This is a genomic window from Amycolatopsis sp. N2S4-7 (assembly GCF_058119595.1).
Map to the genome: position 1 here is coordinate 722,975 of NZ_CP172299.1, position 21,687 is coordinate 744,661.

The window sequence follows — 21,687 nt, forward strand, 5'->3', positions numbered from 1 at the left end:
ATTCGATGAAGGTCGTGCTACCCGGGGGCACCGGGCACCTGGGCCGCGTGCTGAGCCGCGCGCTGGCCGGACGCGGGCACGAGGTCGTCGTGCTGACCCGGCGGGAGGCCGGGGCCGAACCGGGCGTGCGCCACGTCCGCTGGGACGGGCGCAGCGCCGGCGCGTGGACGCACGAGATCGACGACAGCGACGTCGTGCTCAACCTGGCGGGCCGGTCGGTGAACTGCCGGTACACCCGGGCGAACCTGCGCGAGATGTGGAACTCGCGCGTCGACTCGGCGCGGGTCGTCGGCGGCGCGATCGAGCGGGCCGCGCGGCCGCCGCGGGTCTGGCTGCAGATGAGCACGGCGACGATCTACGCGCACCGCTTCGACGCCCCGAACGACGAAACCACCGGCGTCCTCGGCGGCCACGAGCCGGGCGTGCCGGACTACTGGGCCTACAGCGTCGACATCGCCCGCGCGTGGGAGCGCGAGCAGCGGCTGGCCGACACCCCGCACACCCGCAAGGTCGCGCTCCGGACGGCGATGGTGATGAGCCCGGAGCCCGGCGGCGCGTTCGCGATGCTGCTGCGCCTGGCGAGGCTGGGGCTGGGCGGCCCGGTCGCGGGTGGTGCCCAGTTCATGTCCTGGATCCACGAGGACGACCTCGTCCGGGCGATCGGCTTCCTCGTCGAGCGGGACGACCTCGCCGGGCCGGTGAACCTCGCGGCCCCGGAACCGTTGCCGTACCGCGACTTCCTGCGGGCGCTGCGTGCCGCCGCCGGTGTTCCGTTCGGCCTGCCGGCGACGAAGTGGATGGCGGAGCTCGGCGCGTTCGTGCTGCGCAGCGACACCGAGCTGCTGCTCAAGAGCCGCCGCGTGGTGCCGGGACGGTTGCTGGAGGCGGGTTTCGCGTTCGACCACCCGGCGTGGCCCGCGGCGGCGGACGACCTCGTACGGCGGCTGCGCAGTCCGATGAGGACGGTCAGCTGAGGCCGGCGTTGTCCCGCAGCCGCCGCAGCATGAGAGCGAGGTGCAGCCGGAACCGGCCGGCGGGGGAGTCGACGTCGAAGCCGAGCACGGCTTCGGCGCGGGCGAGCCGGGCCGGCATGGTGCTGTGGTGGCGGTGCAGCACCGCCGCGGCCTTGCGCGCCGAACCCGTCGCGCACAGCGCGTCGAGCGCCGCCAGGGTGTCCTCGCCGTGGGGTTCTCCGGCCAGCCGGTCGAGCGCGCGGACGTCGGACGGCTCGGCGAGGTCCTCGGGGCCGAGCCGGCCGGCGATCGCGGTGAGACCGCCGAGCCGCTCCCACCACACCACCGGCTCGGTGGCCGCGGTGAACCGCAGCGCGGTCCGGGCGGCCTCCCACGACCGGGCCACGTCGATGGCCGGCAGCTCCGGGCCGACGCCGGCCCGGCCGCCCGCCGGGAGCGGGCCGGGCACCGCGCCGGTGAGCAGCACCGCCCGCACGCTGCCCAGCTGGGCCGACCGTCCCGCGAGCGCGTCGACGCCGGTGCCCGCGAGCACGCGCAACCGGGTCGCGGGGTCGATGCCCAGCAGGTGCAGGGCCCGCGACCGCTCCGCCGTCCCGGGTTCCGGGGACAGCACCAGCTCGACGAGGGCGGGGTCCCCGAGCTCCGGGCGCGGCACGCCGGAGTGCTCCAGCAGGATCGCGGCGGCGATCGCGAACCGTTCGAGCAGCATGTCGTCGAGCGGGATCGGCGCGCCCTCGCGGGCCACCCACACGACCACCCCGCCCTCGAGCACGCGGGTGGCCGCCCCGGTGGGTGCCGGGCCGGGCGTGGTGACGTCTGCGCCGGGGTCGGAGCGCAGGGACAGCCCCTGGCCGGGGGCGTGCACGCCGACCGGGCAGCCGGCGAGCCCGGCCGTGCTGCGCACGAGGGCGTCCAAGCCGGCGCGGCCGGTGATCAGGCGGTCGAAGAACCCGATCACCCGCACGGCGTTCTCGGCGTCGGCGTCGAGCCCGGACAGCCTCAGCAGCAGGCCTTTCATGCCGCCACGATAGGCGCGCCCGCCGCCGGATGGCGAGGACCGGCCCGGCAACGCCCGCCGCATGGCGGTGGCCGGGGTCACCTCCGGCGGCCGATGATCGGTCCATGACCTACGCGATCGATCCCGAGCTGGTGCCCTGGCTGGACATGCTCCCGGCGGTGGCCCTGACCGACCACGAATCCCTGCTGGCCGCGCGTTCTTCGATGGCGGAGCTGGGGAACGTCCTGCCGGCCTACGAGCCGGTGCACCCCGTCGACGTCCGGGACACGGCCGTGCCCGGCCCGTCCGACGCCCCGGACGTGCCGGTCCGCGTCTACTCGCCGGCCGGCCGCACCGGCGCGGTGCCCGGCCTGCTCTACATCCACGGCGGCGGGTTCGTCCTCGGCGACCTCGACATGTTCCACGCGCACCTGCTCCGCCTGGTCGACGAGCTGGGGATCGTGATCGTCTCGGTGGACTACCGGCTGGCGCCCGAGCACCCCTTCCCGGCGCCGGTCGAGGACTGCTACGCGGCCCTGCAGTGGGTCGGGGCCAAGGCCGCGGAGCTGGGCATCGACCCGGCCCGCCTCGCCGTCGGCGGCGAAAGCGCGGGAGGCGGCCTGTCGGCGGCGGTGGCGTTGCTGGCCCGCGACCGCGGCGGCCCGGCGCTCAGCTTCCAGTACCTCGGCATCCCCGAGCTGGACGACCGCCTGGACACCCTCTCGATGCGCGCCTACACCGACACCCCGCTGTGGAACCAGCCGAACGCGGTCTTCAGCTGGACGAGCTACCTGGGTGCGGAACCGGGCGGCGACGACGTCTCGCCGTACGCGGCCCCGGCCCGCGCGGCCGACCTCGCCGGGCTGCCCCCGGCGTTCGTGACGACCTGCCAGTTCGACCCGCTGCGCGACGAGGGGATCCAGTACGCGCAACGGCTCGCGCACGCGGGGGTGCAGACCGAGCTGCGCCACTACCCGGGCACGTTCCACGGTTCGGGGATGGTGGAGACGGCGGAGATCTCGCGCCGGATGTTCGCCGACGAGGTCGAGGCGCTGCGCCGCGGGCTGCGGGTGACCGGCGGCTGAGTCAGGGTTTCGGCAGCTTCCCCGCCAGCGCCTTGCCGAACGCCACCGCCGCGTCGCAGGCACCACCGCCGGTTTTCGAGGCGAAGATCCGGACGTGTTCCGTGCGCTTCGCGTCGAACTGGCGGTGGTTCCACGACACCGCGCAGCTGTCGCCGGTCGGGTGGCGCGTGCCGGTGACGCCGCCGAGGTCGACCGGGCTCCCGTCGTCCGGCACGGTGGAGTACCCCTTGTCGAACGTCAGCCGCAGCGACGACGACGGCGCTGCCGTCCACTCGCACTCGCGCAGCCGGGTGAGCTTGACCTCGCGGACGGGGCCGAGCGCCGGGGTCACCGCGGTCTTGTCGAGCAGCGTGCACGGGTCCGCCGCGAGCAGCGTGCCGGGCGGCAGGTCGTACCCGGTGCCGCCGCGGACGCGTTCCAGCACCTTGGCGAGCGTCGTCTTCGCCAGGCCGCACGTCTCGGCCAGTGCCGTCACGCCCAGTTCCGGCTGCGCGGGGACCTGGACGCTGGCGTCGCACGTGCTGCCGCTGATCTCGGTGAACAGCACCGGCCGGCCGTCGAGGTCCTCGGCCGGCCGGCCGCCCTCGACGTAGATCTCGTCGCCGAGCTTGATCGAGATCTTCTCCCCGGACTTGGTCCGGTAGTCGCAGCGGTCGAAGTAGCCCGTGTCCGGGGCGGTGCTCAGCTTGCCCGCGTCCGGGACGGTGACCTGGTCGAGCACCTTGCACGGATCGGTGCGCCGCAGCGTGTCCAGGCTCGTCGGGTCCAGGTTCGCGCCCGCGGTCGGCGGATCCGCGTTCGCGGCCGTCCCCAGCACCGCCACCAGGCTGCCCACGCCGAGTGCGGCGACCGCGGCCAGCGCGGTCACGACCGGGAACCAGCGGCGACGGCGGGGCGGCGCCGGGACCGGCACCGGCGCGGGCGCCGGCCAGGACAGGGCGGTGCGGACCGCGGTGTCCTGCGCGTCGATCAGCCGGTGCACCGCGTCCGGCCACGGCCGGGTCCCCGGGGCGACCGGGCCGAGGAAGTCCAGGATCCGCTGGGGTGCGGGCCGCCGGGCCGGGTCCTTGGCCAGGCACGGCTCGACGAGGGCCCGGATCTCGGGCGGCACCCCGGTCAGGTCGGGGACGGCGTGCACGACGTTGTAGAGCAGCTGCGCCGTCGTCGTGCCGGTGAACGGGCCGCGGCCGGTCGCCGCCATGACCAGCAGGCCGCCGAGGGAGAACACGTCGCTCGCCGGGGTCAGCGGGCGGCTCTCGGCCTGCTCGGGCGACATGAACGCGGGGGAGCCGACGATGCCGCCGGTGTGGGTGAGGTCGGCGCCGCCCTCGGTGGCGCGGGCGATGCCGAAGTCGATCACCCGCGGCCCGTCCCCGGTCAGCAGCACGTTGCCGGGCTTGAGGTCGCGGTGGATCAGGCCGACCCGGTGGATCTCGATCAGCGCGGTCGCCAGCCCGACGGCGAGCCGGCGCACGGCCTCGACCGGCAGCGGCCCGGTCGCCTCGACGGCTTCCTTCAGCGACGGTCCCGTGACGAACACCGAAGCGAGCCACGGGGTTTCGGCGTCCGGATCGGCGTCCATGACCGCCGCGGTGAACGCGCCCGAAACCCGTTGCGACGCCTGCACTTCCTGCCGGAACCGGCCGCGGAAGCGGGGGTCGCGCGCGAACTCCGCGTGCACCTGCTTCAGGGCGACCAGGCGGCCGTCCGGGGCGACGCCGAGCAGGACGCGGCCCATGCCGCCCTCGCCGAGTTCGGCGACCAGGCGGTACCGGCCGGCGTGCCGGGCCTCGCCCGGCTGCAGCGGCTTCACGGCTTCGGCAGCCCGGGCCGGGCCGCCTTGGCGAAGTCCTGGACCTGGCGGCAGGTCTGCTCGATGGTGAGCGTGCTGGCGGAAGTCGTGTACCGGACGATGACGTTCTCCGAGGTTTCTTCGCCGACCGGCCGGTGCGACCAGGTCAGGGTGCAGTCGACCTTCGCGGGGTTGATCTGGTCCGCGGTGAAGTACGCGGTGACGCCGCCGAGGTCGACCGCGCCGGCCGCGTCGTAGGAGTTGTCCTTCGCCGGGACGGGCGGGCGTCCGCGTTCGAGCGCGACGGAAAGGTCGCCGCCCGCCGCCCAGCGGCATTCGTGCAGCCCGCGGGGTTCGACCTTGGTGATCGGCCCGGCGATCCGCTGCGCGGTCGCGGTGTCGACCAGGCCGCAGGGGTCGACCGGCGCGAGACTTCCCGGTGGCGCGGCGGAAACGCTCCCGGCGCGGAGGCGGTTCAGGGTTTCGGTGAGCGCGGACTTCGCCGCGTCGCACGGTTGGGCGAACTTCCCGACCCCGAGGTCGCCGGCTTCGACCCCGATGGTGGCGGCCGGGCGGTCGACGACCGGCACCGAAGCCGTGCAGCCGCTGCTCTTGACGTCGAGGCTCAGCGGCAGGCCGCCGAGCTCCCCGGCGGGCGTGCCGCCGGCGGCCGACGGGCCCCCGATCGTCAGCTGCATCCACTGGCGCTGCGTGGTCTGGAAGGTGCAGGAAACGAAGTCGGCTTCGCCCTTCGGCGTGAGCTGCCCGATCCCGGGCACCGACGGCAGCACCCGGCACGGGTCGGCGGCGCGCAGCTTGTCCGGGCCCAGCGGATCCGGGTTCGGCGCGGACGTCGTCGTCACCGGGGGCGGGGCCGGGCTGCTCGCCGGGGCGGCGGTCGCGCCGCCGTCGTCGTTCAGCAGCGTGACCGCGGTGATCGTGCCGGCCACGACGACCACGGCCGCCGCGGCGGCGAGCGCGACGCGCAGGCCGCGCCGCCGCGGCTTCGGCGGCTTGGCCACGACGGCCGCGACCTCGGCCCGGTGGCGCGCGACCAGCGCGTGCACCCCGGGCGGCCACGGCCGCTGGACCGGCGGCAGCGGCCCGAGGAGCTCGAGCAGCTGCGCCGGCGTCGGCCGCCGGGCGGGGTCCTTGGCGAGGCACGGTTCGGCGATGGCGCGGACCTCGGGCGGGAGGATCCGCAGGTCCGGGTGCGTGTGGACGACGTTGTAGAGCGACTGCGGGGCCGACGCCCCGGCGAAGGGACTGCGTCCGGTGGCCGCGAGGACGAGGAGCGCGCCGAGGGAGAAGACGTCGCTCGCCGGGGTCAGCGGCCGTCCGTCCGCCTGCTCGGGCGACATGAACGCCGGCGAGCCGAGGATGACCCCGGTGTGGGTCAGGTCGACGCTGCCCTCGGCGGCGCGGGCGATGCCGAAGTCGATGACGCGGGGGCCGTCGTCGGCGAGCAGGACGTTGCCCGGCTTGAGGTCCCGGTGCACCAGCCCGGCCCGGTGGATGCCCGTCAGCGCGGACGCCAGCCCGGCGGCCAGGTGCCGCACCGCGGCGGGCGGCAGCGGCCCGGTCGCGTCGACGGCTTCCTGCAGCGAAGGACCCGCGACGAAGACCGAGGCGAGCCACGGCGTCGGAGCGTGCGGGTCGGCGTCCATCACGGCCGCGGTGTAGGCGCCCGAGACGAGCCGGGAGACCTCGACCTCGCGGCGGAACCGTTCGCGGAACCCGGGATCGTGCGCGAAGCCGCGGTGCACCTGCTTGACGGCGGCCAGCCTGCCGTCGGGGGCGACCCCGAGCAGCACGCGCCCCATCCCGCCCTCGCCGACCGCGGCGAGCAGCCGGTACCGCCCCACCTGCGCCGGCTCACCCGGACCCAACGGCTCCACGCCCCACCTCCGCGGGCGATCGTAGAGCGTGGCCCCCCGCGACCGGCCGGGAATGTCCTGATCCGCGCCGGTGAGGTGATCTGGTACCGGGGTCGGTGCCCGGTTTCGCCGGGTGGGTGAGGGGCCGTGCGGCTTCGGGGGAGCCGGGCGCCCGGCGTTGGTAGGTGGCGATGCGGGATCCGCTGCCGGGTGGGTGGGCCCGCGCGGCTCCGGGGAGCCGGTTCGCCTGGCGTTTTCCTACCTGCCTTCGGCCTCCGGCCGGAGCAGGATCTTGCCGGTCACCCGGCGCCGTTCGATGTCTTCGTGCGCCCTGGCCGCGTCCCGCAGCGGGTAGATCCGGGTGACCATCGGCCGCAACCGGCCCGCGGCGGTCTCCGCCAGCACGTGGCGGATGCGGCGCGGGGTGTCCGGCCAGAACTCCGGCAGCTGGGACATGTCGGCCACCGTGACCCGGTGGCGGTCCGCGTCGGTGAGGGCCGTCGGTGCGCCGCTGCTCATGCCGTAGCCGGAGAACCGGCCGCCGTCGCGCAGGCGGGCCAGGGCGGCCGAGCCGAGCGGGCCGCCGACCCCGTCGAACACCACGTCCAGCCCGGGCAGCCGCCCGGCCCAGTCCGGGTCCGCGTAGTCGGCGGCCCGCACCCCCAGGTCCCGCGCGAGCGCGAGCTTCTCCGGCCCGCGGACCGCGGCGATCACCGCCGCCCCGGCGTCGCGGGCCAGCTGCACCAGCAGGCTGCCGAGTCCGCCGACCCCCGGCACGACCAGCACGACGTCCCCGGCGGAGACGGGCGTCTTCTCGAGCAGCGCCACCGCGGTGCTGCCGTCGTCGACGACGGCGAGGGCCTCGGGCAGCCCCAGCCCGGCCGGCACGCGGAAGGCGAACCCGGCGTCGGCGAGCACCGCCTCCGCGTAGCCGCCGCCGGGCGCGCGGGTGACGACCCGCGCGCCCGGCCAGTCCCCGGCCACCCCCGGGCCGGTCGCGGTCACCGTGCCCGCCACCGCCCCGCCCGGCACGTACGGCGGCCGCACCGGGAACTCCGCCGGGCCGTCACCGCGCCGCAGCAGCGTGTCCAGCCAGCCCACGCCGGCGTACTCGACGGCGACCCGCAGCTGCCCTTCCGCCGGCTCGGGCGTGGGCAGGGTGACCGGTTCCAGTACCTCGGGACCGCCGAAGCGGGTGACCGTGATCGCGTCCATGCCCCCAGTCTCGAACTTCAAGAACCCTTGAGGTCAAGGCACGACGTCGGTGACCGTGTCCTTGACCACCTGCCACCGGCCGTGGTCGCGCACCAGGGTCAGGCTGATCGTGTAGTGGCGGTCGATGCCGTGCGACGGCTCGAGGTAGTGCGCGTCGAGGATCGCGAAGCCCATGTGGCAGCCCTCGACGACGGTGTGCGTCACCGTCCACGGCATCGCGTACTCGTACGGCACCTTGAACTGCTGCTCCACCACCGGGATCACGTTCGCGTCGTAGCCGATGATGAGGTTGCCCCGCCGGCCCACCGTGACCATGTCGCGGTGGATGATCGCGCGGTAGCGGGCGGCGTCGCGCTTGTTGTAGCTGTCCATGTCCTCCCACACGGCGTGGTCGAACGCCCGCCGGCACTCCTGCTGCCCGCCGTCGCCGGTCTCGCCGGCCGCCGCGGCGACCGGCGTGCCGAGCACCGCCGCCGCCAGCGCGGCGCCCAAGGCCGCGTAACCCCACTTGCGCATCTGGCTTCCCTTCTTCGTGGACCGGCCGGAGCCTGCCGGGGCGGCGCATCACAGCTGCATCACTTCCGCACCGGCGCCCCGCGGCGGCCGGTTAACCTCGCCCGCGGGGTGAGTCATGGAGTTCCGCGTCCTGGGTCCGGTGCGAGTGCTCGGCGGCGGGCGGCCGATCGGGCCGTCCGGGCCCCGGCAGGAACGCATCCTGGCGGCGCTGCTGCTCGACGCCGGCCGGGTGGTGCCGGTGTCCCGCCTGGTCGACGTCGTCTGGGACGGCGAACCCCCGGCGACGGCCGTGCGGCAGGTCCGCAACCTCACCACCGCCCTGCGGCGCGCGCTCGTCGCGGCCGGAGCCGGCGAAGACGTCCTCACCGCCGAAGGACCCGGGTTCGTGCTGCGGCCGGGCACCTTCGACGTCGACGCCTTCGAGGAGCACGCCGCCCGCGGCGAGTACCGGCAGGCCCTGGCCTGCTGGCGCGGGCCCGCGCTCGCCGGGGTGGACAGCGCCGCCCTGCGCCCGGACGCCGAGCGCCTCGAGGAGCGGCGGCTGGCTGTGCTGGAGCGGAGCCTGGCTGCCGACGTCGAGAGCGGATCCGGCGACGCCGTCGCGGAGCTGACCGCGCTGGTCGCCCAGCACCCGCTGCGCGAAGGCCTGGTCGGGCTGCTGATGCGGGCGCTGCACCGGGCGGGGCGGCAGGCCGACGCGCTCACCGCCTACCAGTGCGCGCGGCGGAGGCTGGCCGAGGAACTCGGGATCACCCCGGGCGTAGCGCTGCGCGAGCTCCACGACCGGCTCCTGCGCGAAGAGCCCGCGCCGGGCCGGTGTTTCCTGCCCTACGACGTCCCGGACTTCACCGGACGCGCCGCCGAGGTCGCCGACGCGCTCGCGGCGTTGCGCGCCGGGCGGCCGGTGGTGGTCGACGGGATGGCCGGCGTCGGGAAGACGGCGTTCGCGGTCCGCGTCGCCCACCGGGCCGCCGCCGGTTTCCCGGACGGGCAGCTGTTCGTGGACCTGCACGGCCACACCCCGGGCCGCGGGCCGCTGGCGGCCGAAGCCGCGCTGGCGGCCTTGCTGCTGCAGACCGGCGTGCCGGCGAGCCGTCACCCGGACGGGCTCGACGAGCGGGCCGCCCTGTGGCGGTCGCGGGTCGCCGGGCGCCGCGTGCTCGTCGTGCTGGACAACGCGTGCTCGCCGGACCAGGTGGTGCCGCTGCTGCCCGGCGACCGGGACGCCGGGGTGCTGGTCACCGGCCGCCGCCGGCTCGCCGCGGTGGACGGCGCGCTCGGGCTCGGCCTGGACGTGCTGCCGCCGCCCGAGGCCGAGGCGCTGTTCACCGCCGCGGCCGGGGGCCGGTCCGGCGCGGGGGTCGCGCGGTTGTGCGGGTACCTGCCGCTGGCGCTGCGGATCGCCGCCGCCCGGCTCCAGGCACGTCCACTGTGGACTGCCGATGACCTCGTCGCCCGGCTCGGGTCCGAACACCGCCGGCTGGGGGAGCTGCGCGCGGGCGGCCGGGACGTCGGCGCGGCGTTCGCGTTGTCCTACCGGGATCTCACGGCCGCGCAGCGGCGGATGTTCCGCGTCCTCGGGTGCCATCCGGGCGGTGACTTCGGGGCGCCCGCGGCGGCGGCTCTCCACGGCACGGGCGTCACGGAGGCCGAGCGGCTGCTGGAGGACCTGCTCGACGCGCACCTGCTCCGGCAGCCCGCCCCCGGCCGCTACGCCTTCCACGACCTGATCGCCGAACACGCGCGGGAGGTGGCGGAACCGGACGAGGCCGCGGCGGCGCTGGACCGGCTGCTGGACCACTACCGCGACGCCGACTACTCGTTCGCCGCCGAGCGCGCCAACCTCGTCGCCGTCACCGCGCGGGCCGGTGACCACGACGAGCACGTCTGGCGCATCGCCGACCGCGCGGTGGCCGCGCTGCGCGAACAGGGGCACCGCGACGAGCTGACGGCGCTGGCCCGGGCGGGCGTCCGCGCCGCGGACCGGCTGGGCGATCCGCACGCCCGGCAGGTGAGCCTGGCGAACCTGACGACGGCGCACTGGGAGACCGGGCGGCTCGCCGACGCCGTCGAAGCCACGGCGGAACGGCTGCGCCTGGTCCGCGCGTCCGGCGACCGCGCGGCCGAAGCGGCGGCCGTAGCGCGGATGGGCGCGCTGCACGGCATGCTCGGCCGCTACCCCGAAGCGGTCCGGCTCTACCGGCGGGCGCTGGTGCTGGCCGGCGAGACGGGCAGCCACGCCGTCGCCTGCCTGGCCTGGGGCAACCTCAGCAACGCCCAGGAGGTGCTCGGGCAGCTCGAAGACGCCCTGACGTCGGCGGCGCGCGCCCGCGCGATCCGCGAGGAACTCGGTGACGGCGACGGCGCGATCCTGGCGTCGGCGCAGCTCGGGCTGGTGCTGGCCCGGCTCGGCCGGGTGCCCGAGGCCCTGGCCGTGGCGGAGAAGGCGGTGGCCGCGGCAGTCGGGCGAGAGTACGCGTTCGGCGAGGCGTGGAGCCGCATCGACGCCGCCGAAGTGCTGCTGGCGGCCGGCCGCCCGGCGGACGCGCACGGCCACGCCGAGCGCGCGTGCGCGATCCTCGCGCGGCTCAACCACCCGCTGCTGCTGACGATGGCGGCCAACAGCCTCGGCGCGGCCTGCCTGGCCCTCGGCAACCCGGCGGCGGCGACGGCGGCGCACGGCGTGGCGCTGACGACGGCGCGCCGCATCGGCTACCGCGCCCAGGAGGCCCGCGCCCTGCTCGGCCTCGCGTCGGCCCACGCCGCGCAGGGGCACCCGGCCGACGCGGAACGGCACCTGCGCCGGGGGCGGGAGCTGCGGGAGGAGATCGGCCTGCCGGGGAAGCGGGTCCGCACGCCCTGACCGGGAGCGTGCTGCTTCCGCGGAAGCCGCGTGCACCTTGGGCGCGGGTCCGCACGCCTTGACCGGCGCGTGCGCGATCATGGGTCCGCGAAAGGAGCGTGCACCTTGGACCAGTCTGTCGGGCTGCTGCACCCCGGGGCGATGGGCGCGGCCGTCGGGGCGGTGCTCACCGCCCGCGGGACCCGCGTCTCCTGGGTCTCCGCCGGTCGCGGGCCCGCGACGCGACGCCGTGCCGAAGCAGCCGGGCTCACCGAAGTCGCCTCGCTGGCCGGCTGTGACGTCATCCTCAGCGTCTGCCCTCCCGCCGCCGCGCTCGATGTCGCGCGGAGCGTCGCCGGGTTCGCCGGCGTCTACCTCGACGCGAACGCCATCAGCCCCCGGCACGCCCAGGAGATCGAGGCACTCCTGGGGGACCGGGCGACCGTCGTCGACGGCGGGATCGTCGGGCCGCCACCGCGGGCGGCCGGGACCACCCGGCTCTACCTGTCCGGGCCCGCGGCCGCCGTCACGCGGCTGGAAGGCCTGTTCGCCGGCAGCCACCTGCGGCCCGTCGTGCTGGACGGGCCGGTCGGCCGGGCGTCGGCGCTCAAGCTCGCCTTCGCGTCGTACAACAAGCTCACCTACGCGCTCGCCGCGCAGGCCCACGCCCTGGCGGAGCGCCACGGCGTCGGCGGCGAGCTGCGTGAACTCGCCGCCGACGTCCTGCCCGAGACCCCGCTGGGCGCGCCCGAAGGCCTCGCCTCCGCCGGGCGGAAGGCCTGGCGGTGGGAAGGCGAAATGGCCGAGATCGCCGCCGCCTGCGCCGATTCCGGGCTGTCACCCGCCCTGCTCGCCGCCGCGCAGGAGCTGTTCGGGCGCTGGCGGGACCACCGCGACGACGGCGTGGCGGTCGCCGACCTCCTTCAGGCGCTGGTCACCCCGCCGGGGTGACGTCGATCAGCACCTTCCCGGTGACGCCCTCCTCCGACGCGAGGTGGGCCTTCGCGGTGTCCTCCAGGGCGAAGCGGTGGACGGGCACCCCGCGGTCCTCGCCGAGCCGCAGCGCGCCGTCGGCCAGTGCCGCGGTGACGTCTTCGGCACCGGCGCGCAGTTTGTCCGCTCCGACCGTGTAGAGCACCAGGAACTGGTAGCGCGCGTTCAGCCACAGGTTCGCGCCGAAGTCGAGGCTGAGGGTGCCGGTGCCGCGGTCGTCGCCGTAGACCGCGACGGTGCCGCGGGGGCGCAGCACCTCGGTGTGCAGCCCCGCGTTGACACCGGCCGCGACCTCGACGACCAGGTCGACGCCGTCGGGTGCGACCTCGCGGACGCGGGTGGCGAGGTCCGGGTCGGGGTAGCGCAGCACGTGCTGGGCGCCGGCCGCGCGGGCGAGCGCGGCCTTTTCGTCGCTGCTGACCGTGGCGATCACCGTCGCCCCGGCCCAGCGGCCGAGCTGGATGGCGGCGTTGCCGACGGCGCCCGCACCCCCGCTGACCAGCACGGTCCGGCCGTCGAGCGCGCCGGGGCCGAGCCGGGCGGGCCCGTCTTCGGCGACGGTGAGCGCCCGGTGCGCGGTCAGCGCCGGGATGCCGAACCCGGCGCCTTCGTCGAAGCCGACGGTGTCCGGCAGGCGGACGAGCTTGGCGGTGGGGAGCACGGTGTACTCCTGCGCGGTGCCGGACGCCGGCGAGTGGGCGCCCGCGATGATCAGCCACACGCGATCGCCCGGCGCGAAGTCCGCGACGTCCGGGCCGACGGCGTCGACGACACCGGCGCCGTCCTGGTTGGGGACGGTTTCGGGCACCTCGGTCCCGGCTTCGGCGCCGCGGCCGCGCCGCGCCTTCCAGTCGGTGGGGTTGACGGCGGACACCACGATCCGGACGCGGACCTCACCCGGCCCCGGCTCCGCGGCGGCCCGCTCCGACACCGACAGCACCTCGGGGCCGCCGTGGCGGCGGTAGCTCACTGCTTTCATACCGGGTGCAATCCCCGGTGACCCGCGGGTATTCCCGGCGCCGGCGGAAATGGCGGGCGGGCAAATCGTATCTTTTCCGCGGAAAAGAAGACGTCGGGCGGGTGATCCCCCGCCCGGGCGATTTTCGGTGTTGCCCGAGCGAAATCGGCCGTCGTCCCAGAAACTGGGCGCGTGGGAGAGGAAAAGCGCACCCCGGGGGACGACCGGCCGAACGGCGACGACGGTGAGCCGACGCCGATCTTCGACGCCGTGTTCAGCGCGACGGTCGCGGGCGCGAATACCGGAAATCCGCCGGTGGAGCCGGACAAAACGGGACAGTGAGCGGAGCCGTCCGGTTTCGGGAGGAGCCGGGGGCGTGGCACCCGGCGGCTGACCTGCGGCACTTTGTTCGACGTCCGCAGCGAACATGTAGCATCCCGGGTGCACGTGCATCTGCGGTTGAGGAGTGAAGCGTGGCGAGCGTCGTGAACAGCATGATCGCGGCCGAGTACGCGGCGGGAGCATCGATCTCCGAACTGGCCGAGCGCTGGGGCATCGACCCGCGCCAGGTCGTGGAGCGCATCTCGGCGGCCTCCCACTCCTGACACCGGGCCGCGGCCCGGCGGATCGCGGATGCGCGCCCGAGCGGGATCGCCGGCGGGCCGCGCCTCCCACCGCCCGGTCAGATCGCGTGCCCGGTGCTCGGCACCACTAACCGCCCTCCCTCGAGCGGGAAGCGCGCGGGGCCCGGGGGCCCCGGCCGCGGGTTCCCGCTCCCGGCGGAACCGCAGCCGTGCGCGGGATCGCCACCCGGCCGCGCCCCCACGCCCGCCGCCCGGTCAGATCGCGCGTTCTCCCTTGCCCAGCACCACGATGCCGCCTTCGCTCACGTGGTAGTGCCCGCGATCCCGGGCCAGGTCCACCCCGATGTGCGCGCCCGGCGGGACCACGACGTTCTTGTCCAGGATCGCCCGCCGCACCACCGCTCCGCGGCCCACGCGGGCCCCGTCCAGCAGGACCGATCCCTGGACCACCGCGCCCTGCTCGACGATTACGTCCGGGGACAGCACCGAGTCGACCACCTGGGCGCCCGAGATGATGCAGCCGTTGCTGACGATCGACTGGTTCGCCGAGCCGCCCTCGACGAACTTCGCCGCCGCTCGCTGGCCCGGGTGGGCGAGGATCGGCCACTTGCGGTTGTAGAGGTTGAAGATCGGGTGCGTCGAGATCAGGTCGGTGTGCGCGTCGTAGTAGCTGTCGATCGTCCCGACGTCGCGCCAGTAGCCGTGGTCGCGTTCGGTCTCGCCGGGCACGACGTTGGTGTTGAAGTCGTAGACCGCGGCCTCGCCGGACTTCACCAGCGCCGGGATGATGTCGCGGCCCATGTCGTGGTGCGACGCCGCGTTCTCGGCGTCGGCGTACAGCGCCTCCAGCATCACCTTGGTGGTGAAGATGTAGTTCCCCATCGACACGTACGCCTCGTCGGGGGAGTCCGGCAGGCCCGGCGGGTCTTCGGGCTTCTCCATGAACGCGTCGATCATCAGCCCGTCGGTGGTCCGGATGACCCCGAACGAGCTCGCCTCCTCACGCGGGACGCGGATGCCGGCGACGGTCACCCCCGCACCCGACGAGATGTGGGCGTCCAGCATCTGCCGGGGGTCCATCCGGTAGATGTTGTCCGCGCCGAACACCGCGATGTACTCGGGGTTCTCGTCGTGGACGAGGTTGAGGCTCTGGTGGATGGCGTCCGCGCTGCCCTGGTACCAGCGCGGGCCCAGCCGCTGCTGCGCCGGCACCGGCGTGACGTACTCGCCGGTCAGCGCCGACAGCCGCCACGTGGTGCTGATGTGCCGGTCGAGCGAGTGCGACTTGTACTGCGTCAGCACGCACAGCCGCCGGATCCCGCCGTGCACCAGGTTCGAGAGGACGAAGTCGATCAGCCGGTGCGTGCCGCCGAACGGGACGGCCGGCTTCGCCCGGTCCGCCGTCAGCGGCATCAGCCGCTTGCCCTCCCCGCCCGCGAGCACGATCCCCAGGACATGGCATTCGCCGTTCACGACGACCTCCCGCACGCCTCGTAGAGGGCGACCGTCCGCTCGGCGATCGCCTTCCAGCCGAACTCGCCGACCGCGCGCTCGCGGCCGGCGGTGCCCATCGCGGCGGCCCGGTCCGGGGAGCCGACCACTTCGTTCAGCGCGGCGGCCAGGCCCGCCTCGAACCCGTGCGCGTCACTTTCGTCGTAGTGCACGAGCAGCCCGGTCCGGCCGTCGTCGACGACCTCCGGGATCCCGCCGACGTCGCTGGCCACCACCGGTGTCCCGCACGCCATCGCCTCGAGGTTCACGATGCCGAGCGGTTCGTAGACCGACGGGCAGGCGAACACCGCGGCGTGCGTCAGCAGCTGCACGACCTCGTCGCGCGGCAGCATCTCCGGGATCCAGCGCACCCCGGTGCGGGTCTTCTCGAGATCGGCGACCAGGCCGCGGAACTCCGCGTCGAGCTCGGGGGTGTCCGCGCCGCCCGCGCACAGCACCAGCTGGGTGCCCGGGTCGAGCCCCGCGGCCGCCCGCACCAGGTGCGGGACGCCCTTCTGCCGGGTGATCCGGCCGACGAACAGCACGTACGGCCGGTCCGGGTCGACGCCGTGCTTCGCCAGCGCGCCGGTGCCCGGGTCGGGGCGGTAGAGCGTCGTGTCGATGCCGTTGTGGATCACGTGCACGCGCTCGGGCGGCACCGCCGGGTAGGCGGCCAGGACGTCCCGGCGCATGCCGCCGCTGACCGCGACGATCGCGTCCGCGGCCTCGTAGGCCTCCCGCTCGATCCACGACGAGACGCGGTAGCCGCCGCCGAGCTGCTCGGCCTTCCACGGCCGCAGGGGCTCCAGCGAGTGCGCGGTGACGACGTGGGGGATGCCGTGGGTCATCTTCGCCAGGTGCCCGGCCAGGTTCGCGTACCAGGTGTGGCTGTGCGCGAGGTCGTGGCCTTCGAGGGCGTTCGCCATGGACACGGCGATGTCCATGGTCGTGAACGCGGGCTGGCGGTAGCCGTGCGGATCGGTGTGCCCGGTGGCGTCCGGGCGGTCCGCGCCCCAGCAGTGCACGTCGAGATCGACCAGCGGCCGCAACTCCCGGGCGAGGAACTCCACGTGAACCCCGGCGCCGCCGTAGACCTCCGGCGGGTACTCCCGGGTGAGCAGGCCGACCTTCATGTCCGGAACCCTATGGCCTGGAGGGCAAGGCGCGCAGTCTGGCACCCAGGGGAAATCCGCGAGTTTTCGGTCACTGCTCAGATGAGCGCGATCTTCACGGCTCCCGGGTGAGGGTGAAGTGCCCGACGCCCTTCGCCTCGGACCGGACCTGCCAGCTGTCCGGTCCGGTCGCCGGGCCGGGCGCGTACTGCAGCCGGTAGTCGACCTTGCGCGGCGCGGCGGTGGTGTCCAGCCAGTGGTAGTTCACCCGCAGCGCCAGGCTCATCAGCGGGTTCGCCGTCGCGATCCGCTCTTCGACGAGTCCCACCGCGCGGCCGCGGTCGGAGAATTCGTCGAGGATCGCGCACTCGCAGTAGTAGGCGAGGGTGCCGATCTCGCCGGGGCTGGCGACGGTCGCCCCGCCGAGCCGGCCGCGCAGCTCCGTGCCGACGCGCGCGTAGTCCGCCGCGCTCGCCCAGTTCCCGAACACCACCGGCGACTTCCACGGCAGGCCCTGCGCGGCGTCGACCGCCGCGCCGCCGGCCACGAGCGCGCCGACGAGCCCGAGCGCGAGCGCCGGCGCCCCGGTCCGCAATGCCGGCCGCGCGCGGGTCTGGGCGTACCAGGTGCCGAAGGCGGCGACGGCGAACGCGCCCGCCGTGGTCACCGGGGCCACGTAGTACCAGTGGAACGGGCCGACGCCGAGGCACGAATACGCGACGTAGTAGAGGATCCCGCCGCCGCCCAGCGCGGCGACCGGGCCGAGGGCGGGGAACTCCGGCCACCGCACGCCGAACCGCGCCGCGGCCCACGCGGCCAGGGCGACCACGCCGAGCAGGGCCGGGAGGAACGACACCAGCACGGTGACCGGCCAGCCGAGGTAGTACATCACCGGCCCGGTGCCGTAGCTCCACGGGGCGAACACCCCCGCCTGGACCTGCTTGATCGCCAGCGTGTCGGGCACGAACGACCCGAACGCGAGCCAGCTCACCAGGAACCACGGCGCGGCCACCAGCGCGGCGACGCCGGCGGCGGGCAGCGGGCGTCGCCGGATCGCGGGCGTGCTGATGGCGATCACCAGCACGAACACGACGAGGTCGAGCCGGGTGAGGAGCGCGAGCCCGCCGGCCACGCCGAACCAGGCCGGCCGGTTCTCGAGCGCGAAGACCGTGAGCACGAGCAGCACGGCCGGGATCAGCAGCACCTCCAGCCCGATCGCGGACAGCACGAACGGGTTGAGCAGCACCAGGGCGACGCCGAGCACCCCGGCGGCGGGCGGCAGCGCGAGCACGCGGCCGATCCGCTGCCACGCCCACCCGAGCGCGCCGCCGCACAGGACGGTCAGGACGCCGAGCGCGACCACCGGGTGCGGGCCGCCCGCCACCCGCGTCACCAGGGTCAGCGCGCCGAGGAGCAGGACGTTCAGCGGTGACGTCGCGGAGTTCGCGGGCGAGCCGGGGATGATGCCCCACTCGCCGTGGACGGCGAGGTTCTTCGCGTAGGCCAGGGTGATGTAGCTGTCGTCGGTGAGACTGCCGCGCACCACCAGGAAGACCGCCGCGCCCAGCACCGCCCCGAAGACGGGCAGCCACCGGCCGCGCGGGCTCGTCCGTTCCACGTTCGTTTCCGCAAGCACCTGTCCACCTCGCGGAAGCGCCACCGGCGCCGGATCCGCCCTCTGTCCGACCGACATGCCCGGGGACCGTAGTGGCGGGGCATTACCGCGGTGCTACACCGCGGTAAGGACCGCCGGTCCTGCGGGACTCACCCGATCGTGGCATGGCCCGGGCAGGTCCGCAGCGCGGCCGGGCTCCCTTGTGGACGAAGGCGGCGGCCCGTGGCCCGGCGGGCTCGCCGGGCCACGGGACCGGTCAGCGGCGGAACCGCAGGGCCCACTCCTCGCCGCAGTACCAGCAGGTCCCGACGGAGATGCTGGGGGTGTCGCCCTCGGCCGGGCGCCAGCCGCCGTCGACGCGCACGGTGTACGGACCGGCCGGGACGGTGCCGAACGCCACGTGGCCCCGGTCGTCGGTCTGGCCCGTCGCGGTCTCGGTGCCGTCGACCTGGTCGACCAGGGTCACCGTGGTGCCGGTGATCGCCTCGCCCGCGTCGACGGTGTAGTTGCCGTTGTCGTCGTGGTAGACGACCCCGGCGGTGGTGCCGGGCGGCGCGGGCACGTGCGCGGCGAGGAACACGCCGGGCCGCCCGTCCAGCGGACCGGGGTCGATCCCGAAGTCGCACGCCGCGTCGAACCCGCCGTACTTGACGGCCGCCTGGGGAACGGTGCCGGTCTCGGTGAACGTCCGCGTCTCGCCGGCCGCCAGGTCCACCGTCGCCGGGTAGGCGAGGTCGGCCCACGAGCCCCAGCCGAGGAGGTGGCGGTCCGAACCGGCGCGGTCGCAGCCCACCCGGATCCCGCGCAGGTCCGCGCCGGTGACGTTGGTCAGCGTGAAGGTGACCTGGACGGTGTCGCCCGGCTGGTAGGTCGTGCGGTCGAACGCCCCGGTCACGTGCAGCTGCTCCGAGAACGGCCGGATCGCGAGCAGCCGCGGCTCGGGGCCGGGATCGCTCCCGTCGACGTCCACGTGCTGCTCGGCGACCGTGCCGTTCACCCAGCCGTCGGGCAGGTTCCGCAGCGAGATCCCGTAGCGCCGGGCGGGCAGGCCGGTGAAGCCGAACCGGCCGTCGGCATCGGTCGTGGCCTCGACCGGGTCGCCCGAGGCCGTGCCGTAGAGGTAGGCCACGGCCCCGGCGAGACCCTCGCCCGTGTCGTAGGCCTGGTTGCCGTTCCGGTCGCCGTAGACGACGCCGGAGACCGAGCCCTGGGTCGTCGTCGGGTCGATCATCGGGACGACCAGGTCACCGGGCCGGTCCCAGGAGCCGCGGAACCGCTCGTGCGGCACGTCCTGGTTCCAGGTCCAGACGGCCGCGGTGAGGGTGAACGTCCGGGTGGCGCCCGGGTCGAGGGTCACCCCCTGGTCGAAGACGCTGAGACCGGCCCAGTCCTGGACCGACAGGTACGAGCCCGAGATGTGCTCGTCCCAGACGGTGACCTTCGTCAACGGCTGGTCGGTCGTGTTGGTGAGGGTCAAGGTGATCGGGAACGGCTTGGCGAGCAGCTGCGGCGCGTCGCCGGCCGACGCGGTGATGATCAGCTGCGGGCCGTCGGCGTGGGCGGCGGGCACGGCGAGCGCGCCGGCGGTGAGCACGGCGGCGAGCACGGCGGCGAGCACGGCGAAGAGCCGTCTCACCCCGCGCAGGGGTGGCTTGGACACGGTGGATCCCCCTGGAACTGGCCGGCCCGGAACTCCCCGCGGTGCCGCCCGGCGGTGGCGCAGAAAACTGCGATCACCGCCAAGCTAGCGAACCGTGGCGCCGGTGTGCGACGGCCGAGGGGGTGAGCCGTCCGGCGGTTCACGGCGTTTTGCCGCTCACCGGGGCGAAGTCCGTCGGTGTGCACCCGGTGAGCGCGCGGAAATCGCGGTTGAAGTGGGCCTGGTCGGCGTAGCCGCAGCGGTGGGCGATCTCCGGCCAGGGCAGCCGCCCGGCCAGGGACGCCGCGTGCTGGAGCCGGACGACGCGGGCGACGGTCTTCGGGCCGAGCCCGAACGCCGCGCGGAACCGGGTGGCGAGGTGCCGCCGCGTCCAGCCGACCTCGTCGGCGAGGGCGCCGATCCGCAGCCGGCCGCGGGTCGCCGTGAGCCGGTGCCACGCGCCGAGCACCGGCCGCGGCGGGGCCGGCGCGTCGAGCAGGCGCGCGCCCAGGAAGCCGTCGAGCACCTCCGTGCCCGGGTCCTCGCTCAGCCGCTCGGTGAGCAGCGCCGCCTCCCGGCCGAGCAGCTCCTCGAAGCCGGCGGTGGCGTTGGCCAGGTCCCGCAACGGCATGCCGAACAGCGCGTACGCGCCGGGCGGTGTCAAGGCGATCGCGAGGCCGCGGGCGGGGCCGGACTGGACCACTTCCAGGGGCCGGTCCCGCAGGCCCAGCACCGGCGATACCGGCAGGTCGTGCGCCGCGCCGGCCACGCGGCGGACCGGTGCCGTGAAGTCGAGCGTCACGGTGACCACCCCGAGCGGCGTGAACCGCCACGGCAGCGCGTCCGTGCGGTGGAAGTCGTGGGAGACGTACCCGAGCACGTGCCCGGCCAGCCGGGGGTGCGGAAGGGCGGTACGGCGTTCGGCGGGTGCGCGGACGGCGTCGCGCCTCGGCACCACGACCGTCCAGTCGGCCATGCCCCATCGTACTTTCGTCCAAGACCGCACCGGGCGGCTTTCCGTACTTTCGCCCCATGAAGGACATCGGAACGTTCCGCGACCCCGCCGCCGAAGCCCGCTACTTCGCCGCCTACGACCGCGCGATGAGCCGCTGCCCGGTCCCGGACGAAGTGCTCGACGTCGGCACCGCGCACGGCACGACCCGCGTCTACCGGTTCGGCGAGGGCGACGCGCCGCCGCTGGTGCTGCTCCCCGGGCTGGCGGCCACTTCGGCGTGCTACGCCGAGCTGCTGCCCGCGTTCGCCGCCACGGGCCCGGTCTACACCGTCGACACCCTGGGCGAGCCGGGCCGCAGCGTGCAGCGGAAGCCGATCACCGGCCACGCCGGGCGCGCCCGCTGCCTCGACGACGTCCTCGGCGAGCTCGGCCTCGGCGAGGTGCACCTGGCCGGCGGGTCCACCGGCGGCTGGCACTGCGTCAACCAGGCGATCCACGCCCCGGACCGGATCGCGTCGATCAGCCTGCTGGACCCGACGACCGTCACCGTGCCGTTCAGGCGCTCGGTGATCGCCCTCGCCCTCCTGGGCGCGGTGGTCCGGACCGACCGGGCCCTGCGGTGGCTCGTCGCCCGGACCGCCGGGCGGGACTCGCTCGGCCGGCCCGAGGTCGAGCTCGTCCTCGCCGGGGTGCGGGAGTACCGGCCGCGCGTGCCGTTCCCGGCCTGCCCGCCCGAAGACCGGCTGCGGGCCCTGCGGCTGCCGGTGCTCGCGGTGTTCGCCGGCCGCAGCGAAGTGCACGACGCCGCGCGGGCCGCCCGCCGCCTGGGCACCTTCGTCCCGCACGCCGACGTCGAAGTGCGGCCGGGCCTGTCCCACGCGTTCCCCCTCCCGGCGGCCGAGTCGGCCCGCTTCACCGCCCGGGTGCTCGCCTTCACCGGGCGGCGGGCGACCACAGTGGACGGACCTGGGCCGATGAAATCCGGGTGAACCGCCGCGTCCTCCCGGGGCGGGATGCGCCCGTCCGGGCGAGTTCCTAGGCT

At 75.2% G+C, this 21,687-nt stretch carries 18 protein-coding genes; 7 read left to right on the forward strand and 11 right to left on the reverse strand.

Annotated features, from left to right (window positions below; genetic code table 11):
• Positions 1 to 5 precede the first annotated feature (5 nt).
• Positions 6 to 974: a TIGR01777 family oxidoreductase gene (locus ACH54P_RS03390; protein ID WP_489910845.1), complete on the forward strand. Its 969-nt coding sequence runs from the start codon at positions 6 to 8 to the stop codon at positions 972 to 974.
• On the opposite strand, the gene ACH54P_RS03395 is transcribed toward ACH54P_RS03390, so the two are convergent.
• Complete coding sequence (locus ACH54P_RS03395) at positions 967 to 1,992, reverse strand: helix-turn-helix domain-containing protein (protein ID WP_489910846.1); 1,026 nt, start codon at positions 1,990 to 1,992, stop codon at positions 967 to 969. The genes ACH54P_RS03390 and ACH54P_RS03395 overlap by 8 nt on opposite strands.
• Before the next feature lie 104 nt (positions 1,993 to 2,096).
• Here ACH54P_RS03395 and ACH54P_RS03400 point away from each other — a divergent pair, with 104 nt between their 5' ends.
• Positions 2,097 to 3,056: an alpha/beta hydrolase gene (locus ACH54P_RS03400; RefSeq protein WP_489910847.1), complete on the forward strand. Its 960-nt coding sequence runs from the start codon at positions 2,097 to 2,099 to the stop codon at positions 3,054 to 3,056.
• A gap of 1 nt (position 3,057) precedes the next feature.
• Here the strand turns inward: ACH54P_RS03400 and ACH54P_RS03405 are convergent, their stop codons facing one another.
• The 4 genes from ACH54P_RS03405 to ACH54P_RS03420 form a co-directional block, all read right to left on the reverse strand.
• Positions 3,058 to 4,869: a serine/threonine-protein kinase gene (locus ACH54P_RS03405; protein ID WP_489910848.1), complete on the reverse strand. Its 1,812-nt coding sequence runs from the start codon at positions 4,867 to 4,869 to the stop codon at positions 3,058 to 3,060.
• Complete coding sequence (locus ACH54P_RS03410) at positions 4,866 to 6,746, reverse strand: serine/threonine-protein kinase (RefSeq protein WP_489910849.1); 1,881 nt, start codon at positions 6,744 to 6,746, stop codon at positions 4,866 to 4,868. The genes ACH54P_RS03405 and ACH54P_RS03410 overlap by 4 nt, the downstream gene beginning before the upstream one ends.
• 237 nt (positions 6,747 to 6,983) lie before the next feature.
• On the reverse strand, positions 6,984 to 7,940 hold the full coding sequence (locus ACH54P_RS03415) for a zinc-binding dehydrogenase (RefSeq protein WP_489910850.1): 957 nt from the start codon (positions 7,938 to 7,940) through the stop codon (positions 6,984 to 6,986).
• A gap of 33 nt (positions 7,941 to 7,973) precedes the next feature.
• Entirely contained in the window at positions 7,974 to 8,456 is a 483-nt protein-coding gene (locus ACH54P_RS03420; RefSeq protein WP_489910851.1) for a hypothetical protein, read from the reverse strand.
• Positions 8,457 to 8,571: 115 nt separating this feature from the next.
• Between ACH54P_RS03420 and ACH54P_RS03425 the strand changes: the two genes are divergently transcribed.
• Both ACH54P_RS03425 and ACH54P_RS03430 read left to right on the forward strand, forming a co-directional pair.
• Positions 8,572 to 11,319, forward strand: coding sequence for an AfsR/SARP family transcriptional regulator (locus ACH54P_RS03425; protein WP_489910852.1), 2,748 nt, complete (start codon positions 8,572 to 8,574; stop codon positions 11,317 to 11,319).
• A 105-nt stretch (positions 11,320 to 11,424) separates the two neighbouring features.
• Positions 11,425 to 12,249, forward strand: a complete 825-nt coding sequence (locus ACH54P_RS03430; RefSeq protein ID WP_489910853.1) for an NAD(P)-dependent oxidoreductase — start codon at positions 11,425 to 11,427, stop codon at positions 12,247 to 12,249.
• Here ACH54P_RS03430 and ACH54P_RS03435 read toward each other — a convergent pair.
• Entirely contained in the window at positions 12,233 to 13,270 is a 1,038-nt protein-coding gene (locus ACH54P_RS03435; RefSeq protein ID WP_489910854.1) for an NADPH:quinone reductase, read from the reverse strand. The genes ACH54P_RS03430 and ACH54P_RS03435 overlap by 17 nt on opposite strands.
• A gap of 171 nt (positions 13,271 to 13,441) precedes the next feature.
• On the opposite strand from ACH54P_RS03435, the gene ACH54P_RS03440 reads away from it, so the two are divergent.
• Both ACH54P_RS03440 and ACH54P_RS03445 read left to right on the forward strand, forming a co-directional pair.
• Positions 13,442 to 13,591 (forward strand): hypothetical protein, encoded by a 150-nt coding sequence (locus tag ACH54P_RS03440; RefSeq protein ID WP_489910855.1) that lies wholly within the window; start codon positions 13,442 to 13,444, stop codon positions 13,589 to 13,591.
• A gap of 131 nt (positions 13,592 to 13,722) precedes the next feature.
• Complete coding sequence (locus ACH54P_RS03445; RefSeq protein WP_489910856.1) at positions 13,723 to 13,854, forward strand: hypothetical protein; 132 nt, start codon at positions 13,723 to 13,725, stop codon at positions 13,852 to 13,854.
• A gap of 234 nt (positions 13,855 to 14,088) precedes the next feature.
• Here ACH54P_RS03445 and glgC read toward each other — a convergent pair whose 3' ends face one another.
• The 5 genes from glgC to ACH54P_RS03470 all read right to left on the reverse strand — a co-directional run bounded on the left by glgC (position 14,089) and on the right by ACH54P_RS03470 (position 20,666).
• Positions 14,089 to 15,321 carry a glucose-1-phosphate adenylyltransferase gene (glgC, locus tag ACH54P_RS03450; RefSeq protein ID WP_489910857.1) on the reverse strand — a complete coding sequence of 411 codons (1,233 nt, stop codon included), beginning with the start codon at positions 15,319 to 15,321 and terminating at the stop codon, positions 14,089 to 14,091.
• On the reverse strand, positions 15,303 to 16,457 hold the full coding sequence (gene glgA, locus ACH54P_RS03455; protein WP_489910858.1) for a glycogen synthase: 1,155 nt from the start codon (positions 16,455 to 16,457) through the stop codon (positions 15,303 to 15,305). The genes glgC and glgA overlap by 19 nt, the downstream gene beginning before the upstream one ends.
• Before the next feature lie 94 nt (positions 16,458 to 16,551).
• Positions 16,552 to 18,072, reverse strand: a complete 1,521-nt coding sequence (locus ACH54P_RS03460) for a hypothetical protein (protein ID WP_489910859.1) — start codon at positions 18,070 to 18,072, stop codon at positions 16,552 to 16,554.
• Positions 18,073 to 18,307: 235 nt separating this feature from the next.
• A complete protein-coding gene (locus tag ACH54P_RS03465) occupies positions 18,308 to 19,711 on the reverse strand; it encodes a hypothetical protein (RefSeq protein WP_489910860.1) in 1,404 nt (467 codons plus the stop codon).
• Between the two features lie 139 nt (positions 19,712 to 19,850).
• Positions 19,851 to 20,666: a helix-turn-helix transcriptional regulator gene (locus tag ACH54P_RS03470; RefSeq protein ID WP_489910861.1), complete on the reverse strand. Its 816-nt coding sequence runs from the start codon at positions 20,664 to 20,666 to the stop codon at positions 19,851 to 19,853.
• Positions 20,667 to 20,722: 56 nt separating this feature from the next.
• Here ACH54P_RS03470 and ACH54P_RS03475 point away from each other — a divergent pair, with 56 nt between their 5' ends.
• Positions 20,723 to 21,634, forward strand: coding sequence for an alpha/beta fold hydrolase (locus tag ACH54P_RS03475; protein WP_489910862.1), 912 nt, complete (start codon positions 20,723 to 20,725; stop codon positions 21,632 to 21,634).
• Positions 21,635 to 21,687: the final 53 nt, after the last annotated feature.

Bases quoted from the DNA above. Each gene is read 5' to 3' on its own strand.
- ACH54P_RS03390 (WP_489910845.1), top strand. From the start codon at position 6: ATGAAGGTCGTGCTACCCGGGGGCACCGGGCACCTGGGCCGCGTGCTG.
- ACH54P_RS03470 (WP_489910861.1), bottom strand. From the start codon at position 20,666: ATGGCCGACTGGACGGTCGTGGTGCCGAGGCGCGACGCCGTCCGCGCA.
- ACH54P_RS03435 (WP_489910854.1), bottom strand. From the start codon at position 13,270: ATGAAAGCAGTGAGCTACCGCCGCCACGGCGGCCCCGAGGTGCTGTCG.
- ACH54P_RS03400 (WP_489910847.1), top strand. From the start codon at position 2,097: ATGACCTACGCGATCGATCCCGAGCTGGTGCCCTGGCTGGACATGCTC.
- ACH54P_RS03425 (WP_489910852.1), top strand. From the start codon at position 8,572: ATGGAGTTCCGCGTCCTGGGTCCGGTGCGAGTGCTCGGCGGCGGGCGG.
- ACH54P_RS03415 (WP_489910850.1), bottom strand. From the start codon at position 7,940: ATGGACGCGATCACGGTCACCCGCTTCGGCGGTCCCGAGGTACTGGAA.
- ACH54P_RS03395 (WP_489910846.1), bottom strand. From the start codon at position 1,992: ATGAAAGGCCTGCTGCTGAGGCTGTCCGGGCTCGACGCCGACGCCGAG.
- ACH54P_RS03420 (WP_489910851.1), bottom strand. From the start codon at position 8,456: ATGCGCAAGTGGGGTTACGCGGCCTTGGGCGCCGCGCTGGCGGCGGCG.
- ACH54P_RS03475 (WP_489910862.1), top strand. From the start codon at position 20,723: ATGAAGGACATCGGAACGTTCCGCGACCCCGCCGCCGAAGCCCGCTAC.
- glgA (WP_489910858.1), bottom strand. From the start codon at position 16,457: ATGAAGGTCGGCCTGCTCACCCGGGAGTACCCGCCGGAGGTCTACGGC.